This is a genomic window from Bacillus sp. M5A3_1b (assembly GCF_053345335.1).
Map to the genome: position 1 here is coordinate 1 of NZ_JBKEZY010000002.1, position 17,046 is coordinate 17,046.

Here is a 17,046-nt window from a genome sequence, read left to right on the forward strand (position 1 = left end):
AGCCACGTTGTAGTTCAATCAGCTTTAGGGATTGCCCGCAGTTAACCCTCACTACTAGCCAATCACTTGACTAGCAGGGCTTACTGATATATTTAATTAACTTTCATTATAATTGGTTAAATAAATCGTAACAGTTAGTTACCCTTTATCAATCCAGCTTAAATAAGATAATTCTTTCATGTTCAGTTCTTCCATATCAGGAAGTTTTAACTTTTTCGCTTTAGGAAATAATTTTTTTAATGTTTGCGCTGTAACTTCCTGAAACGGAATGACATACGGATTTATTTTCATTAAAAACGATTCTGCATCTTCTCTATTTTGAACTGTTAATACGGTATCAATTAACTCTTTCTGTTCATCTGTTAAATTTTCAAATACATGTATTATTTTTTCAATCGCAAGTGATTTTAATGCTTGAATTACACCTCTATCATTTGCCGTTGCATGCCCATTTGCTAAAATATAAGCTTGTGATTTTATAAAATTGTATTGATCACTTCTAATAAAAGCTTCCATCTTTATCACTCCATACAAATTGTTGATCTAGTCTTATTGTATACAATGATTCAACTTTTTGATATGTAAAAGATAACTTAGAAACGAATATTACATACATCGATTATATTTTACCGCTCCATTTCCTGACAAAAGAAACCATCGTCTGTTTTCCATTCAGCATATAATACATCCTCAAATTTAGTAATCCCTCTTTGCTTTATTTGCTTATACAGCCATCCCTCATCAAAACCAGCTTCCCTCAAATTATCTTTCACTACTTTTCCATCACTAATTAATGAAATTGGTAAGTATACAGGCTTATGTTTTAAACTTAAATCATTTATAGTAGGAGATTCATATTTGCTCTTTTTCAGAACGCTTATGTTTCCGTTAGGTTCCAAAATCATATATTCAACTTCTCGAATTGAAAAAATATCTTTTTGCTGCCTAAGCATTTGTTGTAATTGATTAATATCTAAATGATTTGAACTTAATTGTTCTCGGTCAATGTTTCCATTACGGATAATAATTGAAGGATACCCTTCAAAAAACCTTCTTGTTCCTCTTATTTTTTGTGTTATCACTTCTATTGAATAAATTAAAATTACCCAAACAAATACTGAATATAAAATAGACCACACTTTAATTTTAGGATCATATATTGAATTTCCAACGAGCTCACCAAGGACGATAGCTGAAATAAAATCAAAGGGGGTTAGCTGAGATATTTGTGTTTTCCCTAGTATTTTTGTAGCAATTAATAGAACAAAGAAACCAATTAAAAGCTCTATCGTTATTTGTCCAATATGATTCATAAATGCTCACCTTTCTGCTTTTCACTCAAATGTTCTATATTCTATTTAGTAAAAAAACGACACATTTTTCTATTATTTTGTCCATTCATACGCAATATATCCGATACATACAAAGCAAAAAAGAGTCTAGTTCAATTTAATAATTGAACTAGACTCTTTTATTTTTATTTAGAATACACGATCTTTTTAATCGTTTCTCCGGAAAGAAAATGCTCCTCTGCAAGTTGATGAATGGAAATTCCTCTTTTAAACGCTTCTTTAATAGCTTTATTTCTTTCATCTAATTGTTTTCTTCCTCCAGATCGTGTACCCCATTTATAATGTTTCGTTTCTTGTTTTGGAATGTAAATTGTTTCACCTTGTATATACTTTTGAATTTCAATAATTAAACTTTCTGGTAAAACTGTCGCAGCTTTAACGTATTTCATTTCTGCTCGCCCCTTATTTTTTATGGTTCATTTCAATAAGGTGCAAAGCCAAATATAAAAAATGATACGAGCTCATTTAGGCGATTGTATATTACTTATCTACCTCACGCAAAGTATCGCCATTTCCATACTTGGCTTTGCATGAGACGCTGCAGTGTCCGGCAATTGAATTGTAATCGCCATATAAACACCTCCTAATATACCTTTTGCATTTTATTATATGATAAATTCCTCCCCCTTGCATCCACATCCTTTTTAAAGCATGAAATTACTTAGTTTGATATAATACTTTTTAGTCCAATTCAAAAATATAGTGAGGTTGCTTTATGAAAAAGAAAATAATTATTACAATCGTTACATTATTCATTATTACTGTAGCATTATTTGGAACATACAAATTGATGAACGCAAGAAGTTTTCAATTGTTTGGAGATTTAACAAACCGAGTAGAAACAAATGAAAAAGTGATTGCTTTAACTTTTGATGATGGTCCTACGAACAATGTAAAACAAATATTACCGCTACTAGATACATACAATGCAAAAGCTACTTTCTTTTTAATCGGAAATGAATTAGAAAAAAACCTATCGTTAGGAGAATCTATCGTACAATCTGGACACCAAGTTGGAAACCATACATATTCTCATAACAGAATGGTTTTTAAAACACCTTCTTTTATTAAAGAAGAAATAGAAAAAACGAATTCATTAATCCGCCAAACAGGATATACAGGTGAAATTGATTTTAGACCACCTAACGGAAAAAAGCTAATTGGTCTGCCCTATTATTTAAATAAAAATAATATCGAAACAATCACATGGGACCTTGAACCTGATACTTTTTATAAATCTGCTGCTGATAAAATTGAATATGTTAATAAAAATGTACAACCAGGTTCTATCATTTTATTACACTCTATGTACGATGAGTCTAATGAAAATTTACAGACCATTGAAGGTATTTTAGACTCATTATCTAAGAAGGACTATCAGTTCGTAACAGTAAACGAACTGCAAAAAAGAGCAAAGTAAAAAGGTAGCGTATCATAGATCGATGCGCTACCTTTCTTTTTAAATAATGCCAAGTACATTTAAGAATACGATAATAATCGCAATTGGTGCGATAAAGCGAAGTAAGAATAACCATAATACGAACAGTTTATAGCCTTTATTTTTACTTACACCAAGCTCTTTCATTAATACATCTTTCTTCATTTTTAAAGGAACAAAGATGGAAACTAATAAAACACCAAGTGGCATTAGTACGTTACTCACTGCATAATCCGCTAAATCAAAGACTGTCTTTCCGAAAATCTTCAGATCACTTAATATACCAAATGATAATGCTGATGGTACTCCAACAACGAAGATTAATAATCCTACGATTAAAGCCATTTTTTCACGTTTCCCTTTTCCTTTTGCAGTTAAAGATGCAACGCTAATTTCTAACATCGAAATTGCTGATGTAATAGTAGCAAAGAAGAATAGTAATAAGAAAACGATGAAGAATAATTTTCCGAATGCCATTTTACTGAAAATAGCAGGTAATACGATAAATAATAGCCCCGGCCCTTGAGATGGTTCCATTCCAAATGCGAACACTACTGGGAAAATTGCAAGCCCTGCAAGTAATGTAATAACAAGCGTTAAAGCTACGATAGAAAATGCTGAACGCGGTAAACTTTCTTCTTTCGGTAAGTAAGAACTATATGTTACCATAACGGCTACCCCGACAGATAACGAGAAGAACGATTGTCCCATTGCATATAAAATGACTTCTGATGTTACGTTTGAGAAGTCAGGTTGTAAGAAGAAACGAACTCCCTCTCCAGCACCATCTAACGTAAGTGCACGAACGATTAAAACAAAGAATAAAACGAATAATGCTGGCATGAAATATTTATTTACTTTTTCAACACCATTTTGTACACCTTTACTTACGATGAAAATAGTAATAAGGATGAATAATAGCTGTGATCCAACTGCTAAATACGGATTGGAAATGATTTCACCAAACGTAGCTTCGTATGCCCCATTTCCTTCCCATAGTCTACCTGTAATTGCATTCCATAAGTATAATAAAATCCAGCCTCCTACAACACTGTAGAAAGAAAGTAATATGAAACAAGTTACAATCCCTAATTTCCCTAACCATGGCCATAATGTTTTTGGTGCGATTTCTCTATATGCATCAACAGCCTCTTTTTGTGTACTTCTTCCAATAACGAATTCAGCTAGTAATAGCGGTAAACCAATTAATAATGTGAAACCGATGAAAATAAGGAAGAATGCCCCGCCCCCTCCGATGCCGGCCATATATGGGAATTTCCAAATCGCCCCAAGACCAATTGCTGAACCTGCTGCAGCTAATACGAAACCTAATTTCGATGTCCATTGCTGTGAATTCATTTGTTAATCTCCTCTCTGTCTCTTTTTCTTTGTTTCAGTTCAGTATTTATATTGTTCTATCAATACTCTTTTCTAATACGTTCACTTCCTCCCTAATAATAAAAAAACGCCCCTACGTAAATACGTAGGGACGACAAAAATATCGCGGTACCACCCTAGTTATAAAGATACAACAAAGTTAGGACCTAAATAAAAAACGTCCCTACGCAAATACGTAGGGACGATAAATTATCGCGGTACCACCCTAGTTATGAAGCCACAACAAAGTTAGGAACTAAACAAAAAACGTCCCTACGTAAATACGTAGGGACGATATATATCGCGGTACCACCCTAGTTGTGAAACAATCTTCACCACTTTATTTGATAACGGTATAAACTACCGTCTTTCATTTCCTCAAAATATGAGATTTATGAAAGATGCTCCAGGACGAACTTCATGAATAATCTATATACTGATTCACACCAACCATCAGCTCTCTGAAATAGGGAGATATTCACTACTATACCCTTTCATTGCCCAAATATTATTTTCCGAATTGATTACTATCATTTTTATCACACATTAAAAATAGTGTCAACTTATATTTTGAATTTTTATGTATTACATTCTATTTAAAAATGCAAAATATGACTTTTAAATGAATAATATTAGAATATTTATGTTCCATACTATATTAACTTCTCTAACAGGTTTATAGTAGTATACGATAAATGCAAGACAGCACGAGTAGGAGGAAAGAATTTTGTCTACTTCAAAAGTTTTAAAAGGTACTGCTTTATTAAGTGGTGCAACAATGATTTCACGTATATTAGGTTTTATATACTTCTTCCCTTTTCAACTATTAGTCGGAACACAAGGGGTCGCTTTATATGGATATGCATACTCTTGGTACGGTATTTTATTAAGTTTCTCAACCGCTGGTATTCCTATTGCCGTTTCTAAATTTGTTGCAAAACATAATGCGCTCGGTGATTATAGTACAAGCAAAAAATTATACAACTCAAGCGTAAAATTAATGCTGTTTATGGGCTTTTTAGGGTTTTTAACTTTATTTATTGGAGCACCGTACATATCACAATTTATTATTCGCTCAAAAACGCCAGATCCACAATTTATCGCTGACGTAACACTTACGATGCGAGCATTAAGTTTCGCACTTATTATCGTACCAGCTATGAGTGTTACACGTGGCTATTTCCAAGGTTTTCAACATATGAAACCAAGTGCCGTTTCTCAAGTCGTAGAACAAATTGCGCGCGTTGTTTTCATTTTAGTTGGTAGTTTTATCGTTTCAAAACTATTAGGGGGGGCAGTCGCCTCTTCTGTTGCAGTTGCTACGTTTGGCGCTGTTATCGGAGCGCTTGCCAGCGTTTCGATTTTAATGCTGTACTGGAAAAAATATAATGGATTAAAGCCTCCCGAAGGAGAATTAAAGTCAAGGGCATCGAATATTCCATTAAAAAATATTTATATGGAATTACTTCGATATGCAATCCCAATTGTATTTGTCGGTATTGCAATTCCACTCTACACGTTAGTAGATCAATATACTGTAGCTGATGTCCTTAGGGCGATGGGCGAACCGTTAGAAACAGCGAATGCAGTTTTCGCTTATATAACGAACTATGCCCAAAAGTTAATTATGATTCCAGCTTCTCTTGCAACTGGATTCTCATTAACGATCATTCCGGCTATAACGAAATCGTATACAAGCGGGAAACTAGAAGAACTACAAGAACAAATTGCAAAGATATTTCAAGTCTTATTATTCTTCACTATCCCAGCTGCATTCGGTCTTGCTAGCATCGCTTACGATGCCTTCCGTATGGTTTATGTAAATCCTGAAATTGCACTTGGGGGATCACAATATTTAATTTCATTTGCACCTTCTGCTATATTAAGTGCGATTTTCACAGTTTCAGCAGCTATATTACAAGGAATCGATTATCAAAGAAAAACGATGATCGCTTTCTCAGTCGGTATTCTCGTTAAAGTTTTAGTAAATACACCGCTCTTACATTTATTTGGCGGACACGGTGCTGTACTTGGAACAATTCTTGGATACCTCGTTTCCAATGTTATTATGTTGTACTGCATCATTAAGTTTGCGAAATTTAAAATTGGTGAGACAGCAAAAACAGTACTTCTTATTACAATTTACTCCGCTGCAATGTCTGCTGTTGTAATTGCATTAAAAGCGATTTTAAAATGGATGATTCCTGGACAATCCTATATGGAATCACTTCTCATTGTCTTTATATGCGGCGCTGTAGGAGGGATTGTTTATCTTTTATTCGTCCTAACGAGCGGACTTGCTTCACATATTCTCGGTGATAGACTTCAACGATTACCCATACTAGGTAAATTAGTCAAATAAAAAGAAGGGAGGTAACTCATTGTTACATCCCTTCTTTTTTACTTCGCATATTGTATACGTTTTTGTTGTTCAGTAATATGTAATTCTGGAGCATATTGTTGTACTAAATGTAATAGCTCTTCAATTAACACTTCTAACTCCTGTACACTATACTCCGGTTTCCCTATTAACGTATTTGCCATACGCTCGTATAGATTTTCAGGCTTAATAATCATTCGTTCCACATTATGTGGCATCCATTTAAATGCCGGATGATGTACATACATTTTATTCAAACCAAATAAGACCCCAAATATATTTCTTTGCACTTCACAAATAACATCATATAACATAAGCCAGTCTTTTCGTTTTAAAAGCGCCTCTCGATTATGCCAGCGATTACTTAACCAAAGATTTTCTGAAATCATCCGTTTCGCTAGGTCTTCTGGATATGCCACCACTCTATCTTTTAATTCATGTACTTTCTCTTCTCCATACAAACTAACACCATCATGAACGGATGATACGATACATTGTTTTTCATAACTTATATCATATTGATCCACCACATCCGAAATAACTTTCTCTACAGTTTCAGTTAAAAAGTTACTAATCTCTAATTTAATTCCCTCTTTTGTCAAATACGTTTCCGACCATTCTTCTTCCTCGTAAGGGTGATATGACAAAATTGTTCCACCAATATAGTTAATTGGCCCTTTGCGATCCTCATCCTCTGGTGGCATTGACCATAAAATATGCAATTCTATATCTGAATGTTCATCTTCTAGTTTTCTAGCTACTGAACCCGCTAAAATAATAGTCTCTACTTTCGGATTTCTCCTATAAATCTCCGACATTTCTATTGCTTTCTCTTTTAATCCCACTTCATTTCCCCCTATAATTGCAGTACACAGTTACCTTTTCATTTATCTATTTCGATATTATGCATTGTATTCCCTTTTCAATGTCCCACTAAATCATATTTCTATCCAATAACGCTGAACAATTTCCCCAGTATGAACAGAAACTACTTCATCTTCTAACATACCGCCAACCTTTTGAATCGTTTTAGCCGAAGCGATATTAACTTTATCGCAAGTTATTAACACTTTCTGTAACCCTAACTTTTGTGCTTCATCTAATGCAAGTTGTAGTTGTTTCGTAGCGTAACCTTGACGACGTTTATTTGGATGTACACTATAACCAATATGACCGCTTTCCAGTAATAATTCTTCGTTTAATCGATGTCTAATATTCACAAAACCTATAAGTTCCCCTTTTTCAAAACTTAAAAATTGACTAGACGGTACTCGATTACCTTGTAAGTTTTCTTCCACTTCTTGTATACTCACTTTTTCAAACCATTTATCGAGAGAATCAAAATTTTGTAAAGAACTACTACCATGTGGTTTTTCATCCGTATGTAAAAATGCCTCCCGATACTCTATAATTTGTTCGCTATATTCATTTGTTGGTTTTAATAGTTTCATTGTCATTCTCCCCCCTCTTTACAACCTAAAATAAACAGCTTAATCGTGACAATTTCACGATTAAGCTGTTTCTATCAATTTCATTCAAATAATCCCATACTCAAATAACGTTCTCCTGTATCAGGTGCAATACATAAAACTTTTTTACCTGCGCCTAGACGTTTCGCTATCATAATTGCTGCGTAAACAGATGCTCCAGACGATGGCCCAACTAATAAACCTTCTTGTCTAGCTAAGTTTCTCATTGTCGTTAAAGCCTCTTCGTCTGCAATTTGAATAATTTCGTTATACACTTCTGTATTTAAGTTTTTCGGGATAAACCCTGGACTTGTTCCTACTAGTTTATGAGGACCTGGAACACCGCCTGATAAAACGGGAGATCCTTTTGGTTCTACTACTGCAATATATAAGTTTGGCAGCTTCTCTTTTAACGTTTCCCCAGTACCTGTAATAGTTCCACCAGTTCCAGCCGTTGCTACGAATGCATCAATCTCGCCATCCATTTGTTCATAAATTTCAAGTGCAGTCGTATAACGATGAATATTCGGGTTTGCTGGATTTTCAAATTGTTGCGGAATAAAACTATTTGGAATTTGCTTTTGCAGTTCTAATGCCTTCGCAATTGCTCCTGGCATTCTTTGTTCTGCCGGTGTTAAAACTACTTCCGCGCCGTATGCTTTCAATAAATTTATACGCTCTTTTGACATATTGTCTGGCATAATTAAAATTGCTTTATACCCTTTCGCAGCTGCATTCATTGCTAAGCCTATTCCTGTATTTCCGCTTGTCGGTTCAATAATTGTATCTCCTGGTTTGATGAGACCATTCTCTTCTGCAACGTGCAGTAAATTATAGGCAGCGCGGTCTTTCACACTGCGTGATGGATTAAACATTTCTAGTTTTACATACACATCCGCTGCGTCTTCTGGAATAAATTTAGATAATCGGACGACAGGTGTATCTCCTATTAATTCTGTAACATTTTCACATAATTTCATAGTGCATCCCCTATTCTATCGTTTTCTTATCACTTGGTAATAACCAAGAAGTAAGTCCAATTAATGGTAGACAACTACATAGTAACATAATGAATTGTAGACTATATATGTCAGCCAATTTCCCAAGTACTACAGATCCTAAAGCTCCGAGTCCAAACGCAAGCCCTACAATTAATCCAGATACCATCCCTACTTTTCCAGGAACAAGCTCTTGCGCATAAACAACAATTACACTAAAACTACTTGAACTAATAAAACCGATACATAAAAATAGCGGTACAACCCACATGAGCGAAACGTGAGGTAATAAAAGGGCAAGTGGCGCCGAACCTAGCATTGAAAATACAATAATTGTTTTCTTTCCAAATCGATCTGCTAACGGTCCACCAAAGAAAGTTCCTAATACACCGGCAATCATAAATGCGAATACGAAATACTGGGCATTTTTTATAGATAAACCGTAATGCTCAATTAAGTAAAATTGATAAAAATTCCCTATACCAGCACCGTACCAAGAACGTACAAAAGTAAGAAAAACAAGAAGTAGAATAACAAATTTAATATGTGTACTTACAATCGCATTTTCCGCCTCAAGCGCAGCCCTCTTTTTTCTTCTCACAGCGCCAGTTGCTAATTCATTTCTATACCAATTTGATACGAAAATTAATAATACAATTCCTACTGCTGCAAAGGCTGTAAAACCTAAAGAACCAATTTGGCCGAGCGGAACGAAAATTAGCGCTGTAAAAATAGGAGCTAAGGAATTCCCTGTATTTCCTCCAACCTGATAAATCGCTTGCGCTAAACCTCGTTTTGCACCAGCTGCCATATAAGCAACTCGAGCACCTTCTGGATGAAAGACTGCGGAACCTAATCCGATAAATAAAACAGAAATGATAACAATAATAAAGTTCGGTGCAAATGCAAGTCCAATCATTCCAAGCATACTCGAAAACATACCGAGCGGTAATAAAAATGGTGATGGCTTCTTATCTGAATACATACCAAAAACCGGCTGCATAATCGATGACGTCATATTTAATGCAAACGCAATCCATCCTACTTGCATATAAGATAAATTCATCGTTTTTTCCAAAATAGGAAACAATGCCGGCACGACTGCTTGCATCGAGTCATTTAAAAAGTGACCGAAACTAATCGCAAATAGAATTCGATATATCGTCGGTGTTTCCATTGTATTTTTTTTCGAAACTGCCTGCATATATGTATTTCTCCTTCCTGTACAAAATATATATTTATTACAGCAAGTGTAATAAAGTAAAACTTTAACCTCGATAAATTCTGACTTTTGAAACATTTCTATTCTATACTGGTTTCATTTCTTTTTCCAGAAATATCACTTCTTACATAATATATTTTTTCTATAAGTTTTATCGGATTTATTTATAGAAATTTTCTATATTTTCTTTTATACTAGGACAGAGATGAAGGAAAGGATGACAACTATGAAGAAAAAAACTAAAGGAATCGTTGCACTCTCAATCACATTATCTATGTTTTTAACAGCATGTGGTCAAAAACAAGAGGCAACAACTACCGGAGAAAAGAAAAAAGAATCTTCAAAACAAGTATTAAACATTGTAGAAGCTGGGGAAATTTCTACACTTGATTCATCTATCGCAACTGATGGGTTTTCTTACGCTGCATTAAACAACGTAATGGAAGGATTATATATGCCTGGCCCTGACAATAAACCTGTCCCTGCAGCAGCTGAATCATACAAGCTGAGCGAAGACGGAAAAACATATACATTTACATTACACGATTCAAAATGGTCAAATGGTGATCCAGTTACTGCACATGATTTTGAATATGCATGGAAACGTGCTGTTAATCCAGAAACTGCTTCTGAATACGCACATATTTTGTTCGATATTAAAAACGCAGAAAAAATAAATAAAAAAGAATTACCAATTGACTCATTTGGTGTAAAAGCAATTGACGATAAAACGCTTGAAGTACAGTTAGAACACCCTGTTCCATACTTTTTAGGGTTAATGGGATTTGCAACATTTTATCCTCAAAACAAAAAAGTTGTAGAAGCGCAAGGGAAAAATTACGGACTTGAAGCTGCAAATGTAGTTTATAACGGGCCGTTTCAATTAAGTGAATGGAAACATGATACAAGTTATAAAATGTCAAAAAACCCGAACTACTGGGATAATAAAAATGTGAAGTTAAGTGAAATTAATGTAAATATCGTAAAAGATACTTCCACAGCCGTTAATTTATTTGAAAGCAAACAAGTAGACCGAATTACGATTAATTCAGAGTTTGTCGATAAATATCAAAAAGATCCGAGCTTAAAGAAAATGGAACGTCCTTCTATGACATTTTTCCGATTTAGCCAAAAGAATCCTTTATTAGCAAACAAGAATGCTCGAAAAGCTATTTCGCTCGCTTTTGATAAACAAGGAATCGCAACAACGATTTTAAATAATGGTTCTATACCTGCGAATGCATTTGTTCCGAAAGGATTCGTAAAAGGACCTGATAATAAAGATTTTCGCAGTACAAGTAATGTAAAAGTAGGAACAAATGTGAATGAAGCTAAAACACTATGGGAAACTGCAAAAAAAGAAACAAACTTACAAAACGCTTCACTTTCAATCATAACAACTGATGAATCTAACGATAAAAAAATTAGTGAGTTTTTAAAAGGTGAACTGGAGAAAAACTTACCAGGACTTAAAGTCACATTACAACCCCTTCCAGTAAAAGCATTTTTAGATCGTGAAGGAAATGGTGATTTTGAAATTTCACTTTCTACATGGGGACCAGATTATCCTGATCCTACAACATTCTTAAATATGTTTGTCACTGACGGACCGTTTAATAAGATGAGTTATTCAAACAAAAAATACGACGAATTAATTGAGAAAACGAGCTCTACTTTAGCAACTGACTTACCAGCACGTTGGAAAGCGTTCCAAGATGCAGAGAAAGTCTTACTGGAAGATGATGCAGCTATCGCTCCAATCTTCCAATCAGGACTTGTATATTTAGAACGTCCAACAGTAAAAGGTGTTGTTATTCGTCCATTTGCAGGAATTTATTCTTATAAGTGGGCCTCTATTACAGAATAAGAAAAAGGCGATCCTAACATATATTAGGATCGCCTTCTTTATTAAATTGCAAAACGCTTATACTTTTCGTAATCACTCGTCTTACATTCTACTTCTAGTTTGGTACCTTCGTTTTCATAACTTGTAGATAAAACGTGCGCATGATTATTGAAATAAGAAACTACCTGTCCTTGATCATACGGAATTAACATTTCACACTTCGTATACTCTTTATAGATGTGTGAACGAATCATTTCGACAAGCTCTTCTATCCCAACATGTTTCTTCGCTGATAAATAAACGCGGTCTTCTTGTACTTTCGGAATTTCAACATCTACCATATCTGATTTATTATAAGCATAAATGGTTGGAATATTTTCTACTCCAATTTTCTTTAACGTTTCATTTGTAATGTCAATTAACTGTTCGTAATTTGGGTTCGCGTAATCTACAACGTGAATAAGTAGGTCCGCTTCCGCTACTTCTTCTAACGTTGAACGGAATGCTTTCACAAGGTGATGCGGTAATTTGCTTACAAATCCAACTGTATCTGTTAATAGGAATGATTTGTTATCTGGTAAATCAATATTTCGCACAGATGTTTCTAGCGTCGCGAATAACATATCTTTTTCAAATACTTGTTTTTCTTCTGTACCATTGTAAATTTCAAGCATTGCATTCATTGTCGTTGACTTTCCGGCGTTCGTATAGCCTACTAATGCTACAACTGGTACTTCATTTTTCTTACGTTGCTTTCGCTGCGTTTGACGCTGGACAACAAGTGCTTCTAGATCTTTATTTAAAACTGAAATTTGTTCTTCAATTTTACGACGATCTAACTCTAATTTCTTCTCACCGACACCTTTATTTTTCGTACCAACTCCGCCGCTCTGTCTTCCTAACGATTCACGAAGACCGATTAAACGAGGCATCATATACTGAAGATGTGCTACCTCTACTTGCAACTGTGCTTCTTTCGTTTTCGCACGTTGCGCAAAAATATCTAAAATTAATATGGTACGGTCAATTACTTTACAATCTAAATCTGCTTCTAAATTTCGAATTTGAGAAGGAGATAATTCGTCGTTAAAGATTACCATATTCGCATCTACTTCATTTACATAAGCTGCTACTTCTTCAATCTTTCCTTTTCCAATATAATGGGACGGATTTACTCGTTGTAAATTTTGCGTCACTTGCCCAATTACCTCTACATCACAAGCTTCTGCAAGATTTGTTAGCTCTTCCATTGAATATGCAAAATCATCTTCATTACCTAAATTTACTCCAACTAAAACTGCTCTTTGTAATAATTCTTCCATATATTTATTCCTCCATTTCGATTACGTAAAATAAAAAACACAGGTTACTGCCTGTGTTTTCGTAAACGGATAAGGGTTCACCAAAGAAATAGGAGAAAGTTATACTTTCATCCTATCTCATAGTCAATAAGTCCCAAAATCATATACGCATCCACAATAAGTGTTCACCTATACGATCCCATTCTATTTATAAAGGCAAAACAAAAAGAGGGCGTATTCGTCCCTCCCTCTTTTTCACATATAAGCTTAATAAAGGGTTCCTTTAAAATAGGCAGACCAATCCCGTTCACTCTGCACACAGACAGAGCCTTTGAGCGCTATTCAATTATTGGCACAAAGTATTGAGACGTAATCTGATTAAGATCAAAGGAAGCCCCTCCGTTCATTTTAAGTTACATAAAGTGTAGCATAAGTAATTCGCTTTCACAAGATTAAACCACCTATAGAAACAGAAAGAAATTCTTTATATATTTACTTTAATCGTCATTTTTTGCGCATTCTTCTTACACTAAAAATCACAAAAGCTACTATCAGTAACAGACCTATAGAAAGGGTAACAACTTGCAACCAACTGAAACCGCTGACCATCTTCCCTTTTAAATCGACTTTCTTCGTCGGAATAGACTCTTTTGTAATTTGACTTAAAGCCACTTTCTCCGCCCCTGCCTCATCTAATCTCTTCGTTCCACTACAACTATGTGTGTGTAATTGTTTTTCTGATCCTCTTTGAGAAGAATATACTAAATACTCTCCTCCTTCTACAAAGTGAAATACACAATCACCACCATTTGTATATACAATAAGTTGCGAAGAAGTTGTCCCTTTCCAAATTTTCTTCACTTCAAATAATACTTCAATCTCAACTCCTTCTTTCCTTCCAACCCCAATTACCTTCCCCTCAAATACTACATCGTTTTTTTGAAATGCATCTTCTGCTAATACGTTAATACAATCACAAGCATAAGATTTCTCTGGAAAAATAATAAGAATAAAGCTACAAATAATGACAACAGGCAATATATACAAAATTCTTTTCAAAGAGCCCAACTCTCTTCATTATCAATTTTAAAAACTTATCGTATATTATTTTTTACAACACTCGCCAAATTCCTTCATAGTAAGTTAAGCTTTTTCGTTTCAATACAATAAAAGTCTTTATTGACATTTTTATAACTTGATAATAGTATCAGGTTATAAAATAAGTTAGGAGATGTTCCTATGAATTCTAAATCTCGTATTACTGCAATTGGTACTTATGTTCCAAATCAAATATTATCTAATAACGATTTAGAGAAAATGATTGATACGAATGATGAATGGATTGTACAAAGAACAGGAATGAAGGAAAGACGAATCGCGAGCGAAGACGAATACTCCTCACACTTAGCCATTAAAGCAATTGAAAATTTATGTACAACTTTTAAAAAGAATTTAGAAGATATAGACTGTATCATCGTCGCTACAACAACCGCTGACTATGTTTTTCCTAGTGTCGCATGTCAAATACAACAACACTTCAACATACCTCATACAATAGCATTTGATTTAAATGCAACTTGCGCTGGTTTCACATATGGTCTGCACGTTGGTAATAGCTTAATCACTTCTGGATCACACGAAAAAGTACTTGTCGTAGCGACAGAGACATTATCTAAAGTTACTGATTACACCGATAGAACGACTTGCATTTTATTTGGCGATGGTGCTGGAGCTATTTTATTAGAAAGAGATGAAAACAAACCAAGCTTTGTCGCTGCTCATATGGGAACAAATGGGCACGGTAGTATTCATCTATACCGAACAAACTTATCTACTACTATGAATAATACACCACTGCAAACAAATGAAAAAATCGTTCAAAACGGGAGAGAAGTATATAAATGGGCAACTCGTACAGTGCCAGCAGGTATAAAAGAATTATTACATACCGCAAATATGCAAATAGATGATATAGACTGGTTCATACCACACAGTGTTAACTTACGAATGATTGAATCTATTTGTGAGAAAACCGAAATTCCAATTCAAAAAACTTTAACAAGTGTAAAACACATGGGAAATACATCTTCGGCTTCCATTCCACTCGCTCTGGACTTAGCTAGGAAAGAAGGAAAATTAAATAACGGAGACACACTTTTACTATACGGATTTGGCGGTGGTCTTACGCATTTAGGCCTTATTGTGGAGTGGGATTTAAACTAACATTTTTCTTTTATACAACTAACTACAAAAAAGCAGCATCCAAAGATTGGTTACCCCACTTTGAACGCTGCTTCTACTCTCTTAATTTTATTTACCTGTCCGAGCCCATATCACAACAGGAATAAGCATGAAAGCTAACACTCCTCCAGCTAATGACAATGCCGCATAACTTGAATTCGCCACTACCATACCTGACATCGCTCCACCTGAAGCTCCAGCTAGCGCAATAAACACATCTATTTTCCCTTGTGTTTTTGCACGTGTGGAAGGTATAGTTGCATCAACAATTTGAGCAGTACCACTTATTAAACCGAGGTTCCATCCTAATCCTAGTAAAGATAAAGCAACAATTAATAGTATTAAAGAATCACTCGGCGCTATCGCAGCTATGACACCTGCTGCTAGTAAAATTACTCCACCAGCTATACTCATCGTAGTTCTGCCAATTTTATCAATTAGCATTCCTGTAACGAGAGAGGGAAGATACATTGCACCTACATGAAAACCAATCACAAGCCCTACTGCACTTAATCCATGACCGTGATGTCCCATATGGACTGGCGTCATCGTCATAATCGCAACCATCACGATTTGTGTAAGTATCATTACGATGGCTCCAACAGTAATACCTCGTTTGTTTTCTGTAGCTTCTTCTGTTACTGCTTGCCCTTTATATGTATACTCTTGTTTATATGTTTCTATCATATTAGCAATAAGTAACGGATCTGGACGAAGCATAACAAATAGAACAAGACCAGCTAGTATAAACGCTGCTGCCGATAATATGAACGGACCTGCAAGTTCAGGAATTCCAATTGAATGAGCAAACCTGCCCATTACTCCTACTAAATTTGGACCTGCGACTGCACCAAAAGTCGTCATTACCATCGTAATACTAATAGCAGTTGCTCTTTGCTTCTTATTCGCTAAATCCGTTCCAGCATAACGCGCTTGTAAATTCGTAGCTGTGCCCGCGCCATATATAAGTAAAGAAACTAGTAAAAGAATAATACTATTTGTTAAAGCTGCCACCACAACTCCAATAGCCCCTAGTCCACCTACTATAAAACCTCCTGCAAGCCCTATGCGGCGACCATGTTTTTGTGATAACTTCCCAACAAAGAAAGCCGCTACCGCAGATCCCATTGTAAACATAGCTGCTGGCAATCCTGCATATGCATCTGTCCCAAGCATTTGCTGCGCAAGAAGTGCACCTACTGTAATTCCAGCAGCTAACCCTGCTCCGCCGAACATTTGTGAGATGCTGACGATTATTAATGTTCGTTTGTATAATTTTTGTTGGTCTTCTTCTGTATATATGTGATTACTTTTTAAAGCCCCCGCCTCATCTAACAATTCCTCATCCTCCCTTTGAAATAAAATCCTCTTGTTAATGTACTATGTTTAACGTTACATATTCAATGCTGTTTTCCATTTATC

The 17,046-nt window shown here is 35.1% G+C and carries 14 protein-coding genes, 1 pseudogene and 1 other annotated feature; of the genes and pseudogenes, 4 read left to right on the top strand and 11 right to left on the bottom strand.

Annotated elements, in window-relative coordinates; genetic code table 11:
• Nucleotides 1–141: 141 nt before the first annotated feature.
• The 3 genes and pseudogenes from ACLBWW_RS06170 to ACLBWW_RS06180 form a co-directional block, all read right to left on the bottom strand.
• Nucleotides 142–516, bottom strand: a pseudogene (locus tag ACLBWW_RS06170) (FusB/FusC family EF-G-binding protein); the annotation flags it as partial.
• 110 nt (nucleotides 517–626) lie between these two features.
• A complete protein-coding gene (locus tag ACLBWW_RS06175) occupies nucleotides 627–1,313 on the bottom strand; it encodes a DUF421 domain-containing protein (RefSeq protein WP_048543294.1) in 687 nt (228 codons plus the stop codon).
• A 164-nt stretch (nucleotides 1,314–1,477) separates the two neighbouring features.
• The gene (locus ACLBWW_RS06180) at nucleotides 1,478–1,741 is read right to left on the bottom strand and encodes a CD3324 family protein (RefSeq protein WP_048543295.1); all 264 of its coding nucleotides are present in this window, start codon (nucleotides 1,739–1,741) and stop codon (nucleotides 1,478–1,480) included.
• Between the two features lie 326 nt (nucleotides 1,742–2,067).
• On the opposite strand from ACLBWW_RS06180, the gene ACLBWW_RS06185 reads away from it, so the two are divergent.
• Entirely contained in the window at nucleotides 2,068–2,772 is a 705-nt protein-coding gene (locus ACLBWW_RS06185; RefSeq protein ID WP_048543296.1) for a polysaccharide deacetylase family protein, read from the top strand.
• 39 nt (nucleotides 2,773–2,811) lie between these two features.
• Here the strand turns inward: ACLBWW_RS06185 and ACLBWW_RS06190 are convergent, their stop codons facing one another.
• A complete protein-coding gene (locus tag ACLBWW_RS06190) occupies nucleotides 2,812–4,149 on the bottom strand; it encodes a sodium-dependent transporter (RefSeq protein ID WP_001088193.1) in 1,338 nt (445 codons plus the stop codon).
• 302 nt (nucleotides 4,150–4,451) lie between these two features.
• Nucleotides 4,452–4,674: a binding site (T-box leader), on the bottom strand.
• A 220-nt stretch (nucleotides 4,675–4,894) separates the two neighbouring features.
• Between ACLBWW_RS06190 and ACLBWW_RS06195 the strand changes: the two genes are divergently transcribed.
• Nucleotides 4,895–6,529 (top strand): putative polysaccharide biosynthesis protein, encoded by a 1,635-nt coding sequence (locus ACLBWW_RS06195; RefSeq protein ID WP_048543297.1) that lies wholly within the window; start codon nucleotides 4,895–4,897, stop codon nucleotides 6,527–6,529.
• 38 nt (nucleotides 6,530–6,567) lie between these two features.
• Here the strand turns inward: ACLBWW_RS06195 and ACLBWW_RS06200 are convergent, their stop codons facing one another.
• The 4 genes from ACLBWW_RS06200 to ACLBWW_RS06215 all read right to left on the bottom strand — a co-directional run bounded on the left by ACLBWW_RS06200 (nucleotide 6,568) and on the right by ACLBWW_RS06215 (nucleotide 10,218).
• Entirely contained in the window at nucleotides 6,568–7,392 is an 825-nt protein-coding gene (locus ACLBWW_RS06200; RefSeq protein ID WP_048543298.1) for a DUF4037 domain-containing protein, read from the bottom strand.
• Between the two features lie 93 nt (nucleotides 7,393–7,485).
• The gene (locus ACLBWW_RS06205; protein ID WP_048543604.1) at nucleotides 7,486–7,998 is read right to left on the bottom strand and encodes a GNAT family N-acetyltransferase; all 513 of its coding nucleotides are present in this window, start codon (nucleotides 7,996–7,998) and stop codon (nucleotides 7,486–7,488) included.
• Nucleotides 7,999–8,078: 80 nt separating this feature from the next.
• Nucleotides 8,079–8,996: a cysteine synthase A gene (cysK, locus tag ACLBWW_RS06210; protein ID WP_048543299.1), complete on the bottom strand. Its 918-nt coding sequence runs from the start codon at nucleotides 8,994–8,996 to the stop codon at nucleotides 8,079–8,081.
• 10 nt (nucleotides 8,997–9,006) lie between these two features.
• Nucleotides 9,007–10,218, bottom strand: coding sequence for an MFS transporter (locus tag ACLBWW_RS06215; protein WP_048543300.1), 1,212 nt, complete (start codon nucleotides 10,216–10,218; stop codon nucleotides 9,007–9,009).
• 244 nt (nucleotides 10,219–10,462) lie between these two features.
• Between ACLBWW_RS06215 and ACLBWW_RS06220 the strand changes: the two genes are divergently transcribed.
• The gene (locus ACLBWW_RS06220) at nucleotides 10,463–12,103 is read left to right on the top strand and encodes a peptide ABC transporter substrate-binding protein (RefSeq protein WP_098078332.1); all 1,641 of its coding nucleotides are present in this window, start codon (nucleotides 10,463–10,465) and stop codon (nucleotides 12,101–12,103) included.
• A 41-nt stretch (nucleotides 12,104–12,144) separates the two neighbouring features.
• Here ACLBWW_RS06220 and hflX read toward each other — a convergent pair whose 3' ends face one another.
• Together hflX and ACLBWW_RS06230 are read right to left on the bottom strand one after the other, a co-directional pair.
• Complete coding sequence (gene hflX, locus ACLBWW_RS06225; RefSeq protein ID WP_107135050.1) at nucleotides 12,145–13,404, bottom strand: GTPase HflX; 1,260 nt, start codon at nucleotides 13,402–13,404, stop codon at nucleotides 12,145–12,147.
• A 483-nt stretch (nucleotides 13,405–13,887) separates the two neighbouring features.
• Nucleotides 13,888–14,442, bottom strand: coding sequence for a cobalamin biosynthesis protein CbiN (locus ACLBWW_RS06230; RefSeq protein ID WP_447613941.1), 555 nt, complete (start codon nucleotides 14,440–14,442; stop codon nucleotides 13,888–13,890).
• 180 nt (nucleotides 14,443–14,622) lie between these two features.
• Here ACLBWW_RS06230 and ACLBWW_RS06235 point away from each other — a divergent pair, with 180 nt between their 5' ends.
• Nucleotides 14,623–15,606, top strand: a complete 984-nt coding sequence (locus ACLBWW_RS06235) for a beta-ketoacyl-ACP synthase 3 (protein WP_447613942.1) — start codon at nucleotides 14,623–14,625, stop codon at nucleotides 15,604–15,606.
• A gap of 87 nt (nucleotides 15,607–15,693) precedes the next feature.
• Here ACLBWW_RS06235 and ACLBWW_RS06240 read toward each other — a convergent pair whose 3' ends face one another.
• The gene (locus ACLBWW_RS06240; RefSeq protein ID WP_447613943.1) at nucleotides 15,694–16,962 is read right to left on the bottom strand and encodes an MFS transporter; all 1,269 of its coding nucleotides are present in this window, start codon (nucleotides 16,960–16,962) and stop codon (nucleotides 15,694–15,696) included.
• Between the last annotated feature and the right edge of the window lie 84 nt (nucleotides 16,963–17,046).

Coding starts and splice junctions, on each gene's coding strand:
- ACLBWW_RS06220 (WP_098078332.1), top strand. CDS start 10,463: ATGAAGAAAAAAACTAAAGGAATCGTTGCACTCTCAATCACATTATCT.
- hflX (WP_107135050.1), bottom strand. CDS start 13,404: ATGGAAGAATTATTACAAAGAGCAGTTTTAGTTGGAGTAAATTTAGGT.
- ACLBWW_RS06185 (WP_048543296.1), top strand. CDS start 2,068: ATGAAAAAGAAAATAATTATTACAATCGTTACATTATTCATTATTACT.
- ACLBWW_RS06180 (WP_048543295.1), bottom strand. CDS start 1,741: ATGAAATACGTTAAAGCTGCGACAGTTTTACCAGAAAGTTTAATTATT.
- ACLBWW_RS06190 (WP_001088193.1), bottom strand. CDS start 4,149: ATGAATTCACAGCAATGGACATCGAAATTAGGTTTCGTATTAGCTGCA.
- ACLBWW_RS06205 (WP_048543604.1), bottom strand. CDS start 7,998: ATGAAACTATTAAAACCAACAAATGAATATAGCGAACAAATTATAGAG.
- ACLBWW_RS06215 (WP_048543300.1), bottom strand. CDS start 10,218: ATGCAGGCAGTTTCGAAAAAAAATACAATGGAAACACCGACGATATAT.
- ACLBWW_RS06175 (WP_048543294.1), bottom strand. CDS start 1,313: ATGAATCATATTGGACAAATAACGATAGAGCTTTTAATTGGTTTCTTT.
- cysK (WP_048543299.1), bottom strand. CDS start 8,996: ATGAAATTATGTGAAAATGTTACAGAATTAATAGGAGATACACCTGTC.
- ACLBWW_RS06235 (WP_447613942.1), top strand. CDS start 14,623: ATGAATTCTAAATCTCGTATTACTGCAATTGGTACTTATGTTCCAAAT.